This is a genomic window from Priestia sp. YIM B13486, assembly GCF_042787865.1.
Taxonomy (GTDB): domain Bacteria; phylum Bacillota; class Bacilli; order Bacillales; family Bacillaceae_H; genus Priestia; species Priestia megaterium.
Genome location: NZ_JBHZOZ010000004.1, coordinates 41,522 through 60,228 on the forward strand (window position 1 = coordinate 41,522; position 18,707 = coordinate 60,228).

The following is an 18,707-nucleotide window of genomic DNA, read 5'->3' on the forward strand; positions in this document are numbered from 1 at the left end:
CTCAGTTGCTAATATTTTTTATTTTTCTCTACAAGCTATAGTGAACTTAATTTTTCATTCCATTCTTCTAGAATAACCTCTATACTAAAATCTTTAGCTCTTTTTATACTTTTATTTTGAAATTTCTCTCTCTTTTCCTTATCCTTAATTAGATCGTTTATATTTAATATAATTTTATTTATGTCATAGTCTTCGACTAGTATTCCATACTCACCATTCTCTAAAATTTCTTTTGGCCCTAAATTATCAAAGCTTATTACAGGTAAACCACATGCCATAGCCTCTGTTACCACTAACCCAAAACCTTCCCACCTTGAAGTAGAAATAAATATTGAACCCTCAGAGTAAAAATTAATTAATTCTTCTGCTTTTAAAGATCCTCTTAATATAATTTTATCTTGTAAGTTATTAATATCGATTAAATTTTTAAATTTATCTTTATCAGTGCCTTCTCCACCCACAAGTATTTTCCAGTCAGGAGGAATATTCTTAGCAATAGGTATTAAGTAATCCAAACCTTTTTGCTGCATCGCTAGACGTCCTACAAAAACAATACTCTTATTAGTTAAATTACTAATTTTAGCCCCTGAAATAGTTAATGGATTATAAATATAACAAGAATTCACATTTATTTTTTTGAATTTTTCTAAATCATCTGCTGTTAAACATACAACTAAATCTGCTGCTTTAACTCCTAACATGTAATCAGATAAGAACTCTTTGCAATATCTATTGATGTAAACTTCATAACTATTGTGTTGCCATGCAACAACTTTTAAGCCTTCTACTTCCTTTTTTAACAGAGGTATTAAACCTGTCAATACATCTTGACACATTACAAGCACGTCTGGAGTATGCTCTTTCAAATATTTAATTAAGTCTTTTGCTTGTTCTTTATAGATATCCATTAGCTTAATAGTTTTCTTATCTAAACGATATTTAAAGTACAATGCTCTTTTTATTATTTTTCTGTGTAGTTTCCTACTGTTAATTACATGAGGCGTGTTTATATTTGTGTCTGTTTCGTAGAAAAAAGTATTTTTCCCAGAGAAATCGACCAACGAAACATTGTTTCCTTGTCGCTGAAATGAATTAGCTAGCTCTATTGCAACCCTTTCAACACCGCCTAGACCAAAACCAGCATTAACAATACATATATTCATTGATTTTTCTTCCTTCTTCATCTAAGTTTGCTCTTTTATTTTAATAGTCGCTCAATAACTTCTACATGTTTATTTACGCTGTCTTCCCATGTGAACTTAGTTGCCTGCTTTTTTCCTTTTGTAGACAAGAGCGTTAATAACTCTTCATTATTCAATGTACTTCTAAGCTTTTCTGCAATGTCTTCGATGTTATATGGGTCGAAATATACAGATGCATCTTTACACACTTCAGGAAGAGATGCAGCATCAGAAGTAATAACAGGAGTTCCACAAGCCATGGCCTCTAAGGGTGGCAGTCCAAAACCCTCATATATAGAAGGAAATACAAGAGCTTTTGCATTACATACCCAATCTTTTAGTTCCACATCGCTTACATAACCAGTAAAAGTAATTCTCTTTAGTAAATCGCTATTTAAGCTAGATATGTAAGAATCACCTGTTATAAACCCTTCTTTTTTTCCTACAATTACTAAATCTTCAACTATATCGTTTTTTACAAGTTCATACGCTTTAATTAGATTTTTTAGGTTTTTATGTGGCTTAACATTTCCTACAAATAAAATATAACTTTTTTCTTTATTCTTATCTTTTTCTAATTCAAACCATTTTTGATCTACACCATTGTATATAACATTGACATTATTATTTTTCCCTAGATGTACTGCTGACTGCTTTTTACTAAAGTTAGATACTGTTATAATTTCGCTTGCTCGTTTAGAAACCCTGTTGAACATTAAACGTGCATATAACTTTTTCTCAAAACCTTGCACAAATTCAGGCATATCTAGATGAAAAAAGTCATGTATAGTAACTAGTAACTTTTTTCTAGAAAAAAATGGAATGTTATAGTGTGGTGACCAAAACAAATCATACTCTTTAGGTGTTTTTTTTATAAAATCTAACTGTTCTTTTACTCCATAAATAGAACTACTACATTCTATTATTTCTACTTCTGGAAACTTATGAGCTAGTTTTTCTTTCTCTCCCAATAATATAATCTTAAAACTCAATTTGTTGTTTATTATTCTCGATAATACATTCTCTATATATGTACCTATACCTGAACTGTCTATCATTCTCGCGTCAACTATTAATTTCTTCATAATAAATTCTTCCTTAATTTTATTTTCAAAATAAACCCCTAACGAATTTTTATTTATTAGTTAGTACTGTTAAGAATAATGTGCACTGCGCGCCCTAAATATATTTAAGACTAACTTTTACTTTTGGAATTTTCATTATAAGTTTTCAGCAAATTCATAGACTAGCTTTGCTTTGTGCTCCCACCCATATTTACCTATATTCTCTTTCACATCATCCTTTTGTAAATTTAAGGATATAACTTCGCGAACGGTTTTATTAATATCATCATAGAAATAAATATTTTTTTCATCTCTATTAACTAATTCATCTGTTTTTTTAGTTACTACCGGAAGTCCTGCAGCTAAGTACTCATACAATTTCATTGGGCTTCTTCCATTATTAGCTTTATGGTTTGATAGAGGTAAAAGTGCAACATCCGCATGCTGTAAATATGCTGGTAGGTCATTATAATCTACAGAACCTAAAAAATGTAAATTTTTTATATTTTTATATTGCTCTTTAATAGTCTCGTCATTTAGAGGGCCAATTACAATTGTATGAACATCTGGATTACTTTTAGCTAAATCTATAATAGCATTCAAATCTAACCGTTCATCTATCGCTCCTGCGTAAATTGCTCGTTTACCTATAAAGTTCTGATATAAGTGTGGCATTTCTCGCTCTTCAGAGAAATGTTTAAAATTCACCCCATTTTCGACTAAAAGCGAGGGTAGCTCTTCATTCATAGCTGTTATATGATTTAATACCGGCTTGGAAGTACCAATTAAACCATCAACTTTTTTAATTATATTTTTTTCAGCGTTTAAAATACTAGTATCATTCATCATTTCTGCATATAAATCTGTAGCACGATAAATTACTTTCTTTGCAGTGACCAGATTTTCTATACCTACCATTGTTGGCTGATCAATAATTAGATAATCTATTTCTAAAGTATCAAAAAAGCTTTTAATTACTTTTTGTATATTACTCTTTAAAAATAGCACTGAAAAATTAATATTTAAATTATTATAAATAGGCCTCATCATAGACCACGGAAGTCCTATAGAAAAAGGAATATAATCTATTAAGTTTTCATTTATTTGATTTATCTCATTTGATCGAGCTATCTTCATCTTAGTAATATAATCTTTTTTCAAATGATGAATCGGAGTTACAGGCGTACTTAAGTGAATAACCTTATGACCTAATTCTGAAAAAGCACGAGCAAGGTGATGAGATCCAACTACAAAAGGTCCCCCCATAAAAGTATGACTAACAAAAAGAATTTTTTTCATGCGCATCCACCAACTACTTCCATTAATTTACTAACACATAAAAAAGAACATAATTCTTAAACATTAGCTTAAAGAATTATGTTCTTCTCATCTAACTTTAAAATAAAAAATAGCTTAATAAGCTCCTTTTCTATTCAAAACTAAAACAACCGTTTTAATTATTATTGTAAAATCTAATTTAGCCCCTCTATGTTCAATATAATAAAATTCTAAATCTGCACGTTCTGGGTAACCAACATCGCTTCGGCCACATATTTGCCAATATCCAGTAACTCCAGGCTTCACATTAAGAAATTCTTCAAGTCTATTATTATATTCTTTCAACTCTTCTTGAATTACTGGTCTTGGACCCACTAAACTCATATCACCTTTTAAAACGTTTATTAATTGAGGAAGCTCATCTAAACTAGTTTTACGTAAAAAGCTGCCTATCTTAGTGATTCTAGGATCTTCTTCTGGTTCTAATTTATAGCTATTTTCTAAATATTTTTTATACAGTTCTTTATCATTCTTCAAAACCATTTCGGCATTTACAATCATAGAACGAAATTTATACATTTTAAATACCTTACCATCTCGTCCTATTCGACTCTGACCAAAAAAGACAGGCCCTTTGTTCTCCCCAAATAAGTATAGAACACTAATCAATACAAAAATAGGTAATGTTAACATTAGTCCAATAAATGCTCCTAAAATATCAATCACTCTTTTAGTAAATAAATAAAAAGATACATACGTTTCGTTAACTTTTTTAGCATAAGTCAAACTAATCTTTTTTTGATCATACGATGTTTTACTTTTAGAATTATTTTTTCTCATATTATTTCGCCCATGCACTTTCTTTATTTAATATTTGTGTTAAACAATCTACTATCAGCTGTCTCAATTCGTTATTTTTAAATTTAAATTCAAAAATAGTTTTAATACACCCTAGCTTTTCACCTGTGTCATAGTGTTCGCCTTTAGAATCATAAGCAAATATATGCTGGGCTTCATTTAGTTTTTGCATTGCAAGTGTGAATTGAATTTCTCCACCTGTTTCTACTTCTTTACCTCCTGTAAAATTCATAATTTTCATTTTAAGCATATGACAGCTCATAGTTACTAGATTAGAAAGATTTTTACTCGAAACAAGTTTTTTAATAAACGTATCAACCTTACAACCGTAACCACTTGTTGAACTTGAATTTGCAATTCCATAGTGTCGCACTCTATGATGATTAACTGCTCGATCCATACTGACTGATGATAATGTTGCTTCATAACCGCTTAGCAATTGACGAATTTTTGGAGTTTCTGCTTGTAGAGTATCGGCTTCTAATAACTCAGCATAAAAATCATTCACAATAAATTTACATGTACACCCTATCGTATGTCGTAGTCTTTTAGGCTCTTTTTGGTAACTGTAATGTACTTCAACTTGCGACAAATATTCTTTATTGAATATTCGGAATTTTATTCCTTCAAATAAGTTGCGTTCTAATTTAGGGGCGGCTTCAATTGCATCGTTATCTTCTTTCGTTTCAATAATGATATCTGCAACACTAGATAGAATAACTTCATTTACTATGTATTGACTCGTTAGGTTATCAACAATTGGAAGCATTTCTTTTGGCAATGCCTTAGTCACTGGAACAAACCTTGTATCCAACCTAGCAACCGGAATAATAGCTCTTCTTACTTTCGTCATCTAATCTATTCCCCCTTAGTTAACTTAATATTTCATAAATACTTAGGAAAGAGCTATTTCTACAAGAATAGCCCTTTCCTAAGTATTTACATTAATTAAATTGGGCATCTAACCCACCCTCACACCACACTTTTGACAACTAGTGCGTCTAAGGTATTTCTACCCACAGTGCAGCCGAGTACCTCCCTTGATAACGGTTGAGGAGATATTACCGTGTAAGTAAAAAGTATAGATATTGACAATCAAATTTTAACTATATGTTGTAACTTAAGTAATAATTAAGTATAAAAAACAGTATAATATATACAATACATTATACCTATAAAGCTGTTTCCAAATGCAAGAATAATATTAGCATAAAAAAAAGAAGAATTATATATATTTTTGAAGAATTTTGCATTAATTATAAATTTATTCCTGAAATGCCGCATTATTTCTCTAAAAAGTAGTTTTTTTGTCACTAATTGTTTTATCACAAAAAACCTAAGCAATCATTTTCAAATACTTACGCACAGAAAATTTCTTCAAAATTTTGTTAAATTCTTATTAAGAATCCGTTTACATTATAATAGAAGAAAAGCGTTTACATTTTTATTCATTATCATTAAACACGTTGTAATTACCTTTTTTGCTAACTTTAGTTTTTCCGAATAATATTAAATCTAAATGTTTTTTAAAATAGTTTTTTATTGTGTTACTTGTAAGTATACAATTTAATAATATTAGATCTATTTAATTTCTTTACTCATAAGATATCTATAAAACTAATTACTTATTGCATTTTAAATTTCTTAATCATTTATGAAATTTGAACTAAATTTATTTTACTATAAGTAATCCCACTATTTAATCTGATATGCAAAAAACTATCTTTTTCAATTCATTTCTATTCATTTCTATAATGAATATTAAATTTTTATGTCTTTATATGTATATGCCTTTTTAAAACAAAAGGAAGAGAATAGCCATCAGCCCTCTTCCTTTTATTTACATATTCATTTTACTGAGAACTAAGGTTATCTATATGTTTAATTAATGAAAATAATCAAACAATTAACAATATCTTTTTAAAGATAATTTCTAACACACTTTTAAATGTATTATTTTAGATTAATATTTTCCCAATTTTGTTATTAATCAGTACAGTTATCGTCTAGATATTAATTTAGCTGGAACTCCTGCCACAATTGAATAAGGTTCTGTATCTTTAGTTACTACTGAACCTGATGCAACAACTGTCCCTTCCCCTAAAGTCACCCCTGCATTAATAGTACTATTAGCACCCACCCAACAATCAGACTCTATTATAACATCACCTGCAGTATATGCTTGAGTCCTGATAATTTCACCTTTCTTGACTTGATGATTAGACCCAAAAATTTGAACTCCTGGACCGAGTAAAATATTATCTTTTAGAATAATTTTACCAGTTCCAGGCCATAGTGTGCATCCTGGACCAACTAGAACCTCTTTCCCTACAAAAATTTGACTATGTTGACGGATAGACGCAGAAGTATATATTTCCCCTCCCCCCTTATGTGCACCCAAAAGTTTTTGTTTGGCTTTTGTGTTTGCACTTTCTGCATAAAGGTTAAGTGAATGTTTTACAAAGAACATCCAAAAATCTAACTTAAATATGTCTTTTTTATTATGCCTCAATATTATCCCCCATTAATTCTATAATTTTATCCAATATTTATAAATTATAAAATTAATAGGTTCATCAATCAACAAATATTTTAGTCTCATTGTTCTGATGCTCATCATATATGTGGTTTTAAAAACCTATAAGAAGAACTTATGACTATAGGAATTACTCATCATATATATCTATTAAAATGCTCCTATTCCCATTGCTTTAAAATCAATAGTTAAATTTCTATTAGTTGTTAAAGTTACTACTACATTACCGTTTACATCCACAATAACAGAGTCTACACTTACCCCCTGTGCTGGTAGATTTAGGTGTGAGCTCAGTGGCGTCAAACTTCCCTGTTTTCCGAATCCATCATGATTTACTATATATGTTTTTCTAAGTTCGAAATTCGATCCTGATATTCTCAAACTCGCTAGATAAAAAATGTCTCTGTTGCTGTATCCTATGAATGTAAAAGTCTGTTTTTCATCTTCTTTAGCCGCAACTGGAATAATTTGACTTTTTCCAGGATTTCCTGTAAACCTTCCATCTTTGAAAGTAATAGCTATTTGGTTGTCTGCAGTCTTAATGGATAAACCATTTTGAAAAAAGGATTTTATAGTATGACCTAAGCTTGATAGGAACAAGCCTACGCTACCACTTTCAACACTTTTCTTATAATCTGTACTCCCCAAATAAAATCCATTTTCATTTGATCCACTATACGTGTTTAACACCACAGATTCAACATTATTTTTATAAAATCGGTAAAAAAAACCATCTGAACCATTATATTTCTGATTTTTTTCTTGTAATGCTGCAGTATTGAAATCTGTCTCTCCATACTTTCTTATTTTCCAATAGTTATTACAAGCAAAAACTTCTTGCCCATCATCCCTATTAACAGTGTTGTTGACTAGCCCTCCAATCCCTTGTAGAAAACCACTGTACCAAAACTTCCCGAAACCTTTAATTTGAGCAGGCTCAAAAAAAGATTCATACGTTATATTTCCTACATTACGTTCAGCATTTCCATCGGCATTTATATAGATGCTATCTCGTCCATGTCCCCACATGAAGAAGTTCAGTCTTGCATTATACAAATATCCCGAAACATGATTTATCCCTATTTGTCCATTGTAAATATTTAAATGTACTCCCTCAAAATCATTTCCATGGAAGCTATCATTTCCATTTCCCTGTTCAATACGAATGGATTCGGTACAATTTCTAATGTTAATTTGATCAAATTTATTACTTTCTGTAAAGGAACCTGTAGTATTATTATGCAACCAGATTCCGTAGTTTAACTTTGTAATGTTGATATTTCTAAACTGTCCATAGCATTGTCCATCTAAATAAAGGGCTGTGCCACCATATTCATATCCTTGATCTGGTTCAATTGTTACGTTTTCTAATGTTATACCATTAAATATTCCTTGATTATTCCTAAAGGAGAACAAGGGCGTGGTGCCCGTAAGTCTTGTTTTAATTATTACCCCTTCTTCTGCAGCACCAGTAAATTTCATTTCCTTAATTTCATCATTATTTGAAAATAAAGTATCAGACACAATATATTTTCCTACTGGTAATTTAAATTCAGTCTTTAAACTAGTAGCCTTCCATATAGCTCTCTTTATTCTACCAGTATCATCTTTTTCCCCAGCCATACGAGGGTCAATCAACGTATCTAACTGTAACGTTTGTGTAATTTCGTTCTCCATTATTTTAGACGTATTTACTTTAATTTGTGAATCATCTCTTTTACCTTCAAAGAAGTATCTGCCTGATAGCTTATTAATTTTACTTTCTAGAGTTTTTAGACATTTATAATAAAAAGCTTTTAACATATTTCATCACCACACTCCATTAGTTTATTTAGTGATATAAACCCACTAGTTAACTTATATAATTATTGTATTCCTTATACGATAGGTTTGTGCCAAGCTTATATAATAAATAAATAAAACACCTGTTTTTAAACAGGTGTTTTATTTATTTATTTATTTATTATAAGATAATGAGGGCTAGAAGTAAGTTTTAAAGAAATCTGCTTTTGATTCCATTGAATATCTTGTCTTTCTCCTAACATAGATATTAACTGTCCTTTCCCCGAAGTCATATTTATATTTACATAATGGTCTGTATCTGATGTCCAAAAAACCAAAATTTCTTTCCCTTTTTTGTTAGATAATTTAAAAATATAATCATTTGGCTGACCATTCTCTATTTTTTTAGTATAATGATAACCTTTTAATATTGAGGAGAGATTTTTAATCGCCCTATAAGTTAATTTAGGTTCATTGTCACTCCATAAAGTTCCAAAGTTGTTACTACTATTATTTAGATTATTTCCGTCATTCCTAAAATTATACCATATACTAACAGGTATATTTCTCCAAGAATTAATTAACATTACTCTTGTAGCATAACTAGCCTGTTTTAATTCACCCTCACGTCTGTTTTCTGTATGCTCCATAGAATAACCCCATTCTCCTGAGATTACAGGAATGTCCCTTGGAGAATACTCTTTTATAAGTTGCTCCACTTTTGCATAATCATTCACTACGGTTTCGGGATGGTGTTGGCGATACGGGTGAACAGAAACAGCATCAATATGCCTTAATATACCTCTTTTAAAAGTTGCTTCTAACCAATGTAGAGAATCTTCATTAATTCCGTTAAGAGCAGGAGCTACTACAATACTTGATTTGTCCTCTTTCTTAATTACAGGGGCTACTTCTTCAACTAAAAGAAAATATTCTTCGTAACTAGGTTGTGGCCTCCAAAAGTCCGAACTATTTGGTTCATTCCAAATTTCCCATACAGCTCCATTGTCTTTGTACCTGTGAATAGTTGCTTTCACAAAGTTTTTAAATGCTTCTCTTCCGGTTTCGGTTACGATAGACTTTTCCTGTTCATAAATGGGATTGGAGTAATCAAGAATATAATAAGGATGGATACCATTTTTTATTAATATATCGTGTATTTTATCATAACCACCCTTTTCGAAGTCATAGACACCTTTTTCAGTTTCAATATTGGCCCAAGTTAAATCTAGCCTTACCCAATGAAATCCAGCTTCCTTTATCATTTTGATATCATTTTCCGTTATTGATCCATGCACATTAATTCCTAAATTACTCGTTAGTTCTAGAGATTCATTTTTTTTATTATTTGGGACATCTGTCTTTTTATTACACTGCACTAATAAAAACAAACTAATTAAACAAGGAAAGACTATAAAGATTAAATATTTCTTCTTAATTATTCTCACCTCAATAATATACTCAAACTCACATCGCCAACTGGTCATTCGATTCAGGTTTAACATAGGTTTGCTTTTTAAATATAATATACTCCTTCTGGTATACATTATATGTTGCTGATAATAGTCCTATATGGTACCAAAGATATAGTCTTGATATATTTTGATTAAACTGTAATATTATTAATTCTGCAATTAACGAAACTGTCATTCCTATCAAAATTTTGCTTGTTTCCTTATCTCTAACTTTTCTCGAGAGCTTCAACGGTGAAATAATTAGTATTATGATGTACAGGATGAATGGTAAAAAACCTATTATACCACTAGCTGCTAATACTTCTGCAAAAGTTGATAAGCCTTCAAATGGCTTTGCTTGTTCTTGATTCGTTACTAAAACATTATGAAGACCTCCAATCGCAGGAGCAATCCCCCCTAAGCTGCGACCGACCAAAGGGTTTTCTTCAAATACGCTGATAGTATCTTCAAAGCCTGTACTTCTATCGTCTAAAGAGTGACTAGCGGTTCCATGTAGCCCAGTTCCCGCTAGTAGAAAATCAAATTTCCCGCTATTGTCCAATAATACTAGTGAAGCTGCTAAAGAAATACCTATTCCAAAAATAAGAACAGGTTTTAAGTAACCCAAATGTACTTGACTTTTTAATAGATACCTTGTAAATATAACTAAATATCCCATCATCCATAAAAGACATATTACTATTCCCATACGTGAGGAACTTAACACAATAGAAAGTGTCGTGACACAAACTATTAAATTCAGCATTCTTTTAGATAACAAAGTAGATTTTTTTATCTGTAGATAGAGAACTAAAGACCAACCTATTAACATATATGTTGCAAAATAAGATGGTTCATAAGAGAATCCATTTACACGAACAATTCCATTTGGCCACCATTGAGTTGCTAGAAAGGGCTTTATTCCAGCAAGTGATAATAGAAATTGCATAATACCCCAGCTTCCTACAAATAGAAAAGAGTATAAATAAATTTTAATTAATTTAATAACCCTTTCTTTCGAATTGACGTAATGAACAAAGGAGAATATCAACATAATATTAAACAACATCCAAACAGCATAATTTATATTCCTAACTAGATAGGTTGTATTAGGAATAAATAAAGCTATAAAAAAGAACCATAACAGTAGTGGTACATAACCTAAGAAAGGTTTAAATTTGCCTCGTATTAATAGATTGATTACAAAAAAAAGAATGGGAATTGCCAACAATATTTGAGAAAATCTAAATGAAAATCCTCCTAATTTCACAACCATAAACACATCAAATGAAACCATATAGCTTGCTAAAATGAAATATAATAAGAAAAATTCCTTACTACGTTTTTTGTTCATATTATAAATCCGCCTTCCTAGAATCCAGTAATTTACTTCATTACTAAATAATTTATATCAAATGACCTTTATTATCAATCTGTTTTTGGTAGAAAGAGAATTTAATTAATATACTATTAAATTTTCAGCTATTAGACTCCTATACTGGGTTATAAAAAAGAATTAGAATGAAGCAATAATACTGTAGACTGATGTTACGTAATGATAGACCTGGAGGGTTACTTCTAGTTAAATATTACTTTTAGCACCACTTTTTAGTTATATTTATAAAAGTTTTTTTCTACACTTATTAATATATAAAAGTATACACCACTTTCGCAAAAGCTACTTCTATAAACATTATAATTAAAACTATCTATAAAAAATTTGATGAGCTATAAAACATAAATTTGTACTTCTCTTCTTAGAAAAAGTACAAATTACTTAGTAGATGCACACTTAAGCTTGCTTTTTATAATCATTCAAATTTTGCTTTTCGGATGAGGTTTCAAGCTACAATGGATTTTAAGTTGAACATTACATTTATCGGGGAAATAGAAAAAACGAAGTCACTTTATTTAAAACTGTGCGTGCTTCTTCCTTTTGACCTTCTTTATTGGGTAGCAATTTTTCTATTTTCACTAATTTAATTTTCGTATACAAAGTATTTAAAGCTTTAATGGAGTTAAATTTTTTTATGGATCTCTCCTTTTCTATAGACAACCTTCTATTGGAATATATTTCTTCCTATTGTGCCAATTAAAGTTCCTTACAAGAACAAAATAAAACCGATTTATCATATGTTTTCTCTATATAAATAAGCACTTAAAAATTCCAGTAAAGAAGATAATGACTAGACATAAAAATTAGAGACAAACACCTTTTTGTTCTTAAAAAAGAACGAAAAGGTGATTTTAACGTTTTTTTTTAACATTTTTATATTGAAAACATAAAAAAATCCTTTATAATGAACAACAGATGCTACATATAAAGGAGAGGTTTTCACGTGATCGGTGATCGCATTAAAGAAATGAGACTGCAAAAACGTTATTCTATTACTAGACTGGCGGAGAAAGCACAAATATCAAAATCCTACCTTTCACAAATTGAAAAGGGTTCAAATTCAAACCCTTCCCTGCAGATGCTTCATAAAATTGCTGCTTCTTTGGGCACAAGCGTTGATTATTTAATTGATGAAACAAATGAACATGTAGAAGCTACTCCTTATGTTACAGAAGAATGGATGGAGCTGTTAAATAAAGCTATAGGTCAAGGCATGACCAAGGAGGATTTTATCGAATTCTATCAGTACCTGTCCTTCAAAAAAAATCTGCAGGCGGTTAAGGATTCTGGGCATTAAGTAAAAAACACTGCGCTACACTACTCAGATTAACTTCTTTTTGCCTATTTCTACTCATTTATAAATAATCCTTTATAACTATATTCTGTATAATATTTGCAAAGTAAAATCGATTGTTTGTATAATTGTTAATAAAAGTAAGTAAGGCTAGTATCGAGAGCTTTTTCAACCACGACAGCTTTACTCCTTAAGGTCCGGGGAGGAATAATCATGACTGACAAATTAAAAGAAAAAGTAGATTTAGAGAAAGAGTGGATTTTACTCATGAAACAAGCCTATGAAATGGGCTTGTCCATTGAGGAGATAAAGAAGTTTGTTCAAGAAAGTAAACAAAATTAACTGAATTTTGCTTCTTTTATGCTGGGCCGTTTAAAAATTTTGTTATCAATACTTAAATTTCTTGCTTTTTTCTCTTTTTTTCCTTAAGCTAATACAATCAAGTAAAATAAAGGAAATGTCATCATGATAAAAAAAATCGCTGTTATCTTAATGATGCTTAGCATCGCTCATTTTTCCCACACACCTCATTTACAGGTCACAGATCCAAGCAGCTGGAGTAATTCTTCTGTTTGGGACCATAACGCTACGCTTTGGTCTATTTTAAAACCGGGCAGTGAGTTTTATACTTCCTACAGCTACGGATTTAATCTAGAGTTTATCCTTCGTAAAATTGCTCATATTTCCTTTTTTGGTATATTAGCTGTTTTAATTTATTGGAACTTAAAAGAAAAGCCTGGGCGCTATGTAAAAGCAGGACTTTTGCTTGCGTGCTTTGCTTTTTTGGACGAGGTTCACCAAGCTTTTATTATTGGCCGAGACGGCCGAATTGTAGATGTACTTATTGACTCATTTGGAGGGGCTTTGTTTTTATTTCTTCTATATAAAAGTAAAACAAAGCACAGAAGAGCCGAAAGAAACAAGTATAGTTCTTCCATAAAAAAATGAACCCCGATAGAAAGGGTTCATTTTTTTATGGTTTTATGGATCTCTATTCGTTTAAATACCTTCTGCTGCAGCTTTGCTTTTAATTGTGGCTGTAGGTCTCCCAAGCCTCTCCACGCCTTGTAGGTATTTACCTAGTTCATGTTCATCTCTCCTTATTGTGTTTCTTTCTTTTATTTTGAACACTGCGTATGAATAACAACTTGTGAATCAACAAAAACATTCGTTTTCTAGTTCAATCATTTTACTATCCACCCGTTTTAGGATATAAAGATGGATGTAAAATGTTTTTTTAAAACCTCGACCTATTTCGACACCATTTCTGCTAGTTTTCCACTAAAATAATAATAGTTATTAAAAAAATTTATTCAGATAAAGGCAAAGCTGCTGAAAAGCAGTGACGCAAAGCTTCAGGTCTAAGGTAATGTTTACAACATGCTAAGATGGCTGGGTTCCCTGACAAGGGTGGATGAATAGTGATGAACACAGATAAAAAATTAGCAGTAGATCAGGAATGGATTGATCTAATAAAAGCCGCTCATGAACTCGGATTAAAAATAGAAGACGTCCGAGAATTCTTATTAACGAATAAGAACAACCAATAGTAAAAGCACGCTTCTTTTATATTGAAGCGTGCTTTTACTATCACTTATATTTTTATTCCTTTTGGCTGACGCTGGTCAAACGTATAAATCTCCGTAAATCCGCACTGTTTCGCCATCTCAATTGCATCTTTCATATGCGCTCCGACAGTTTCGGCAAAGTGTGAATCAGATCCAACCGTTAAGATTTCTCCTCCTAAATCGCGGTACAGTCCAACGACTTCAAGAGCAGGCAGCGCTTCTCCCAGCTTCCCTCTTATGCCTGAAGTGTTAATTTCAATTCCGATATTGCGATCAATTGCTTTTTTCAAAATATCCGTAAGAATATCTTTAAATTGATCAAAGTCATATATCCCGTATTGCTCAAACGCATAGCGCTTCATTAAATCTAAATGAGCCAAGACATCAATATCCGCTTCGCTTACTAGCTTATACATTTCGTTAAAATAAGCGCGGTAAATTGCTTCTTTATCGTTCAGCTCCAAATGTTTACGTAGCTTGATGTTATTAATGTTATGAACTGATCCTAAAATAAAATCAAAGTTCTCCTGCTTCATTGTTTTTTGATATTTTTCTTTTAAATAGTGCGGCTCACAAACTTCAATTCCTTTTTTAATCACTAGCTGATCTTGAAACTGATCTCTGCATTCCGCTAGTTCTCGTTCATATTTATCAAAATCCATATGACCGTATGTTGGTGCTAATGGATTTAATGAAAAGTGTTCGGTAAAACAAATTTCGTTTATGCCGTTTTTTACAGCCTGCTCGCACACTTCTTTCATAACTGCCTGTGAGTCAAATGAATTATTTGTGTGATGATGGTAGTCTACTAGATACATAATTAGTCACCTCTAGGTTTATTATACATCTCTCCTGCACTTACTGCACATAGATACCCTTTTCCCCCTTATCCCGCCTTTTTTCGTTCATAAAAAGTATTTCCAATAAAAAAAGATATTTTTCCTCTTCCAGTAATCCTTCTTTTCTTATAAACTAACTTAATATAGCAGAGGTTCTGACATACAACTTGACAAACAACTTTTACTTACACAAGGGAAAGGAAATAAGAAATGGAATTTGAAAAAAGTTTTTCACAAACAAAAAGCCCCTTTCTGTCTTACCTAAGCTCTTATACGAAAAAGATGAAAGGAGAATTAAAAGAAGAAGCGAAAATCAATTATAGAGACGCGGTCGTTTCTTCTATTGGAGGCTTAATTGCGATTATCATCAGCAGCGCGATTGCACTAGCGCTGGGTTATCCAATGGCACTCGCTCCAATTGGCGCAACCTGCGTACTTGTCTTCGGTGCTCATAAAGGGCCTTTATCACAGCCTCGTCACGTGCTTGGAGGGCACTTGCTCGCAACGGTTTCAGCACTTATTATTTGGAGTTTATTTCATCGAAGTCTAATCACTATCGCCATTGTGCTGGCTTTTGTTCTTATTTTAATGATTCTTACCAAAACCGTTCATCCTCCCGCGGCGGCTAGTGCGATTGTAGCGATTAACACAGGAGCGGGTTGGGGATTTTTAGGGGTTATTATACTTTGTGCTTGTGTGGTGGTGCTGATTTCTACCGTGTATAATAATTTATTTCAAGACCGGCAGTATCCCAGGTATTGGGTTTAAAAAAGCTTTGGAATATAAAATTCCAAAGCTTTTTTCTTTTACACTTATTTCACTAATCAAACTATTTTATGCCTCAAGTATCTTGTTTTAATTTTCAGAATTGTTTATACTCAAGACGTCTTTGTTTTTTTAGAAAAGCATTGGAGGTGAATTTACAGCACGATTTATACATACTTAAGGGGGATTTTTCATGTTGAAATTAATCGGGGTTTTGCTAGTGGCAGCGGGATTTTTATTTCGTTTAAACACGCTGCTTGTAGTAACTGTTGCAGGCATCGTGACTGGCCTTGTGTCAGGTTTGTCACTTCATGAAGTAATTACAATGTTCGGCCAATTTTTTGTAGATAACCGCTATATGTCTATGGCTATTTTACTTACTCTTCCTATCTTTGGCGTGTTAGAAAAATACGGGTTAAAAGAACAAGCGGAAGTACTGATTAAAAAAGCGAAAAACGCTTCTTCTGGAAATGTTTTACTTATATATCTTTTTATCCGTGAAATCTCAGCCGCAGTTGGATTAAATATTGGAGGACATGCTCAGTCTGTGCGTCCGTTAGTCGCACCTATGTCTGAAGGCGCTGCTCGTGCAAAATACGGAGAGCTTCCGCCTAAAGTAAAAGAAGATATTCGCGCTCATGCCGCGGCAGCTGAAAATACGGGCTGGTTTTTCGGCGAAGATATCTTTATCGCTACGGGTGGAATTCTTTTAATGAAAGGATTCTTCGACTCCGTAGGCATTCACGTTGACGTCTGGGATATGGCGCTTTGGGGTATTCCAACAGCCATCGCAGCGCTGCTGATCAGTGCCCTTCGTTTCCTTCAGCTAGACCGACGTATTCATAAAAAAATGACGAAGCACAAACCAACATCATCTTCAAAGACGGAGGCAAGCTAAATGAAAAGCATCTTGACGCTCGATACAATTTACTACTTACTCGGTATTATTGTCGCTTTTATCGCGATTCGAATTGCACGCGACCACAACCATCCTAACCGTTTAGGATCTTCCCTATTTTGGGCGCTGTTTTCCGTTACGTTTTTATTTGGCAACGTGATTCCGCCTTTTTATATAGGATGTTTGGTCATTATCATGGTGCTGCTTGCTTCATTTAACCGAGTAACTAAGTCTAATGAAGCTGAAACACCTGCTGAAGAACGAACGGCTCACGCGCAGCGATTAAAAAACAAAATCTTTTTACCGGCTTTATTTATTCCTATTTTTACGATTATCGGTACCCTTCTTTTTGGCAAGATCAAGTTTGGAAACTGGGCATTAATTGACCCAGAAAAAGTCACGTTAATTTCATTAGCAATCGCAGCTGTTATTGCGTTTATCGCTTCAATGGGCGTCACCAAAGCAAAAATGGACGTACCTGTTAAAGAAGGAAGCCGCTTGCTTCAAGCAGTAGGCTGGGCGGTTATTTTACCGCAAATGCTTGCTGCGCTTGGCGGCATCTTTTCAAAGTCAGGCGTTGGAACAGTCGTTTCAGATATTGTAAGTGATATTTTGCCAACTAACTATGCGTTTGTTGCTGTGCTGGCTTATTGTCTAGGAATGCTGCTATTTACAATTGTAATGGGAAATGCCTTCGCGGCGTTTGCCGTTATTACGGGAGGTATTGGTCTTCCGCTGATTGTACATATGCACGGAGGAAACCCAGCCATTATGGCAGCTCTTGGCATGTTTGCTGGCTACTGCGGCACGCTGTTAACGCCAATGGCAGCTAACTTTAATATCGTACCTGCCATGCTGCTTGAATTAAAAGACAAAAATGCCGTAATTAAAGCTCAAGTGCCGATTGCGCTATCCGTTTTTGTTGTTAATACACTATTAATGTACTACCTTGTATATCACTTTTAAAGGAGACTAGTAGAATGACAACTGTATTACTAACCGGCTTTGAACCGTTTGAAGGTGAAAGTATTAACCCGTCTTTAGAAGCTGTCAAAGCCTTAGACGGCGTAGCTGTCGAAGACTATCACATTATCGCTAAGCCTCTTCCTACTGTGTTTGGCGAATCAATTGCAAAGCTTCATACGTATATAGAAGACATCAGCCCTTCTATCGTAATTTGCGTTGGACAAGCAGGCGGCCGAGAAGGAATTACGGTCGAACGCGTTGCTATTAATGTGGACGACGCGCGGATTCCTGACAACATCGGCCAGCAGCCCATTGATCGCCCTATTATCGTAAATGGACCTGCAGCATATTTTTCGACACTGCCCATCAAAGCCGCTGTCGAAAACCTGCGCCAAGCAGGCATTCCAAGCAGCGTTTCTCAAACTGCTGGAACGTTTGTCTGTAACCACGTATTTTACGGGCTGATGAACATGATTCAAAACTGCTCAATTAAAGGCGGGTTTGTGCATATTCCTTATCTTCCTGAACAAGCTGTGCATCATCCAGGGAAAGCAAGTATGGCGCTGGATTCGATTGTGAAGGGACTGCTTTCTATCATCAAAACTACAATTGTAACGGAAGATGATATTTTAGTTTCAGGCGGCGCTACTCATTAATACTAAAAAACCAGCTCATGTAGAGAGCTGGTTTTTCTTTTTATATACATACAAATTTTTCATTAAATAAATTAATAAAAGCTATAAACAACCTTCTCTCTCAGTCGATATATAGTATGAACATATTTTCCAAGGATGTTCAATTACTTTTATCCCGTTTTAAAACGGGACA

The 18,707-nt window shown here is 32.9% G+C and carries 18 protein-coding genes and 1 riboswitch; of the genes, 8 read left to right on the top strand and 10 right to left on the bottom strand.

What is annotated here, in order from left to right:
• Window positions 1–35: 35 nt before the first annotated feature.
• From ACFX4G_RS12240 to ACFX4G_RS12280, 9 genes are all read right to left on the bottom strand, one after another.
• The gene (locus ACFX4G_RS12240; protein ID WP_377574981.1) at window positions 36–1,184 is read right to left on the bottom strand and encodes a glycosyltransferase family 4 protein; all 1,149 of its coding nucleotides are present in this window, start codon (window positions 1,182–1,184) and stop codon (window positions 36–38) included.
• A 14-nt stretch (window positions 1,185–1,198) separates the two neighbouring features.
• A complete protein-coding gene (locus ACFX4G_RS12245; RefSeq protein WP_377574984.1) occupies window positions 1,199–2,266 on the bottom strand; it encodes a glycosyltransferase family 4 protein in 1,068 nt (355 codons plus the stop codon).
• Between the two features lie 135 nt (window positions 2,267–2,401).
• Window positions 2,402–3,544 (bottom strand): glycosyltransferase, encoded by a 1,143-nt coding sequence (locus tag ACFX4G_RS12250; protein ID WP_377574987.1) that lies wholly within the window; start codon window positions 3,542–3,544, stop codon window positions 2,402–2,404.
• Window positions 3,545–3,658: 114 nt separating this feature from the next.
• A complete protein-coding gene (locus tag ACFX4G_RS12255; protein WP_377574990.1) occupies window positions 3,659–4,363 on the bottom strand; it encodes a sugar transferase in 705 nt (234 codons plus the stop codon).
• A gap of 1 nt (window position 4,364) precedes the next feature.
• Window positions 4,365–5,234: a sugar phosphate nucleotidyltransferase gene (locus ACFX4G_RS12260; RefSeq protein ID WP_377574993.1), complete on the bottom strand. Its 870-nt coding sequence runs from the start codon at window positions 5,232–5,234 to the stop codon at window positions 4,365–4,367.
• Between the two features lie 1,146 nt (window positions 5,235–6,380).
• Window positions 6,381–6,893, bottom strand: coding sequence for an acyltransferase (locus ACFX4G_RS12265; protein ID WP_377574996.1), 513 nt, complete (start codon window positions 6,891–6,893; stop codon window positions 6,381–6,383).
• A gap of 174 nt (window positions 6,894–7,067) precedes the next feature.
• Window positions 7,068–8,720, bottom strand: a complete 1,653-nt coding sequence (locus ACFX4G_RS12270; RefSeq protein ID WP_377574999.1) for a hypothetical protein — start codon at window positions 8,718–8,720, stop codon at window positions 7,068–7,070.
• 149 nt (window positions 8,721–8,869) lie between these two features.
• Complete coding sequence (locus ACFX4G_RS12275) at window positions 8,870–10,204, bottom strand: cellulase family glycosylhydrolase (protein WP_377575002.1); 1,335 nt, start codon at window positions 10,202–10,204, stop codon at window positions 8,870–8,872.
• Entirely contained in the window at window positions 10,167–11,507 is a 1,341-nt protein-coding gene (locus ACFX4G_RS12280; RefSeq protein WP_377575005.1) for a hypothetical protein, read from the bottom strand. Before ACFX4G_RS12280 ends, ACFX4G_RS12275 begins: the two co-directional genes overlap by 38 nt.
• 985 nt (window positions 11,508–12,492) lie before the next feature.
• On the opposite strand from ACFX4G_RS12280, the gene ACFX4G_RS12285 reads away from it, so the two are divergent.
• The 4 genes from ACFX4G_RS12285 to ACFX4G_RS12300 all read left to right on the top strand — a co-directional run bounded on the left by ACFX4G_RS12285 (window position 12,493) and on the right by ACFX4G_RS12300 (window position 14,393).
• On the top strand, window positions 12,493–12,846 hold the full coding sequence (locus ACFX4G_RS12285) for a helix-turn-helix domain-containing protein (protein WP_374734351.1): 354 nt from the start codon (window positions 12,493–12,495) through the stop codon (window positions 12,844–12,846).
• 210 nt (window positions 12,847–13,056) lie between these two features.
• Window positions 13,057–13,185 (top strand): DNA-binding anti-repressor SinI, encoded by a 129-nt coding sequence (gene sinI, locus ACFX4G_RS12290; RefSeq protein WP_377575010.1) that lies wholly within the window; start codon window positions 13,057–13,059, stop codon window positions 13,183–13,185.
• A gap of 123 nt (window positions 13,186–13,308) precedes the next feature.
• On the top strand, window positions 13,309–13,791 hold the full coding sequence (locus ACFX4G_RS12295; RefSeq protein WP_154973378.1) for a VanZ family protein: 483 nt from the start codon (window positions 13,309–13,311) through the stop codon (window positions 13,789–13,791).
• Between the two features lie 364 nt (window positions 13,792–14,155).
• Window positions 14,156–14,248: riboswitch (cyclic di-GMP riboswitch) on the top strand.
• A 19-nt stretch (window positions 14,249–14,267) separates the two neighbouring features.
• On the top strand, window positions 14,268–14,393 hold the full coding sequence (locus ACFX4G_RS12300; protein ID WP_102055986.1) for an anti-repressor SinI family protein: 126 nt from the start codon (window positions 14,268–14,270) through the stop codon (window positions 14,391–14,393).
• 44 nt (window positions 14,394–14,437) lie between these two features.
• Here the strand turns inward: ACFX4G_RS12300 and ACFX4G_RS12305 are convergent, their stop codons facing one another.
• Entirely contained in the window at window positions 14,438–15,229 is a 792-nt protein-coding gene (locus tag ACFX4G_RS12305; RefSeq protein WP_377575014.1) for a histidinol-phosphatase HisJ family protein, read from the bottom strand.
• A gap of 231 nt (window positions 15,230–15,460) precedes the next feature.
• On the opposite strand from ACFX4G_RS12305, the gene ACFX4G_RS12310 reads away from it, so the two are divergent.
• From ACFX4G_RS12310 to pcp, 4 genes are all read left to right on the top strand, one after another.
• Window positions 15,461–16,018, top strand: a complete 558-nt coding sequence (locus tag ACFX4G_RS12310) for an HPP family protein (protein ID WP_316911467.1) — start codon at window positions 15,461–15,463, stop codon at window positions 16,016–16,018.
• Between the two features lie 190 nt (window positions 16,019–16,208).
• Complete coding sequence (locus ACFX4G_RS12315; protein WP_377575017.1) at window positions 16,209–16,913, top strand: DUF969 domain-containing protein; 705 nt, start codon at window positions 16,209–16,211, stop codon at window positions 16,911–16,913.
• Window positions 16,914–17,879, top strand: coding sequence for a DUF979 domain-containing protein (locus ACFX4G_RS12320; RefSeq protein ID WP_377575020.1), 966 nt, complete (start codon window positions 16,914–16,916; stop codon window positions 17,877–17,879).
• Between the two features lie 14 nt (window positions 17,880–17,893).
• Window positions 17,894–18,535, top strand: coding sequence for a pyroglutamyl-peptidase I (pcp, locus tag ACFX4G_RS12325; RefSeq protein ID WP_014461214.1), 642 nt, complete (start codon window positions 17,894–17,896; stop codon window positions 18,533–18,535).
• The last annotated feature ends 172 nt before the right edge of the window (window positions 18,536–18,707 follow it).

Excerpts from the sequence above, each read along its gene's own strand:
- ACFX4G_RS12320 (WP_377575020.1), top strand. The coding sequence starts at position 16,914 with ATGAAAAGCATCTTGACGCTCGATACAATTTACTACTTACTCGGTATT.
- ACFX4G_RS12270 (WP_377574999.1), bottom strand. The coding sequence starts at position 8,720 with ATGTTAAAAGCTTTTTATTATAAATGTCTAAAAACTCTAGAAAGTAAA.
- ACFX4G_RS12260 (WP_377574993.1), bottom strand. The coding sequence starts at position 5,234 with ATGACGAAAGTAAGAAGAGCTATTATTCCGGTTGCTAGGTTGGATACA.
- sinI (WP_377575010.1), top strand. The coding sequence starts at position 13,057 with ATGACTGACAAATTAAAAGAAAAAGTAGATTTAGAGAAAGAGTGGATT.
- ACFX4G_RS12315 (WP_377575017.1), top strand. The coding sequence starts at position 16,209 with ATGTTGAAATTAATCGGGGTTTTGCTAGTGGCAGCGGGATTTTTATTT.
- ACFX4G_RS12300 (WP_102055986.1), top strand. The coding sequence starts at position 14,268 with ATGAACACAGATAAAAAATTAGCAGTAGATCAGGAATGGATTGATCTA.
- ACFX4G_RS12280 (WP_377575005.1), bottom strand. The coding sequence starts at position 11,507 with ATGAACAAAAAACGTAGTAAGGAATTTTTCTTATTATATTTCATTTTA.
- ACFX4G_RS12240 (WP_377574981.1), bottom strand. The coding sequence starts at position 1,184 with ATGAAGAAGGAAGAAAAATCAATGAATATATGTATTGTTAATGCTGGT.
- ACFX4G_RS12295 (WP_154973378.1), top strand. The coding sequence starts at position 13,309 with ATGATAAAAAAAATCGCTGTTATCTTAATGATGCTTAGCATCGCTCAT.
- ACFX4G_RS12250 (WP_377574987.1), bottom strand. The coding sequence starts at position 3,544 with ATGAAAAAAATTCTTTTTGTTAGTCATACTTTTATGGGGGGACCTTTT.
- ACFX4G_RS12305 (WP_377575014.1), bottom strand. The coding sequence starts at position 15,229 with ATGTATCTAGTAGACTACCATCATCACACAAATAATTCATTTGACTCA.
- ACFX4G_RS12245 (WP_377574984.1), bottom strand. The coding sequence starts at position 2,266 with ATGAAGAAATTAATAGTTGACGCGAGAATGATAGACAGTTCAGGTATA.
- ACFX4G_RS12275 (WP_377575002.1), bottom strand. The coding sequence starts at position 10,204 with ATGTTAAACCTGAATCGAATGACCAGTTGGCGATGTGAGTTTGAGTAT.
- ACFX4G_RS12310 (WP_316911467.1), top strand. The coding sequence starts at position 15,461 with ATGGAATTTGAAAAAAGTTTTTCACAAACAAAAAGCCCCTTTCTGTCT.
- pcp (WP_014461214.1), top strand. The coding sequence starts at position 17,894 with ATGACAACTGTATTACTAACCGGCTTTGAACCGTTTGAAGGTGAAAGT.
- ACFX4G_RS12255 (WP_377574990.1), bottom strand. The coding sequence starts at position 4,363 with ATGAGAAAAAATAATTCTAAAAGTAAAACATCGTATGATCAAAAAAAG.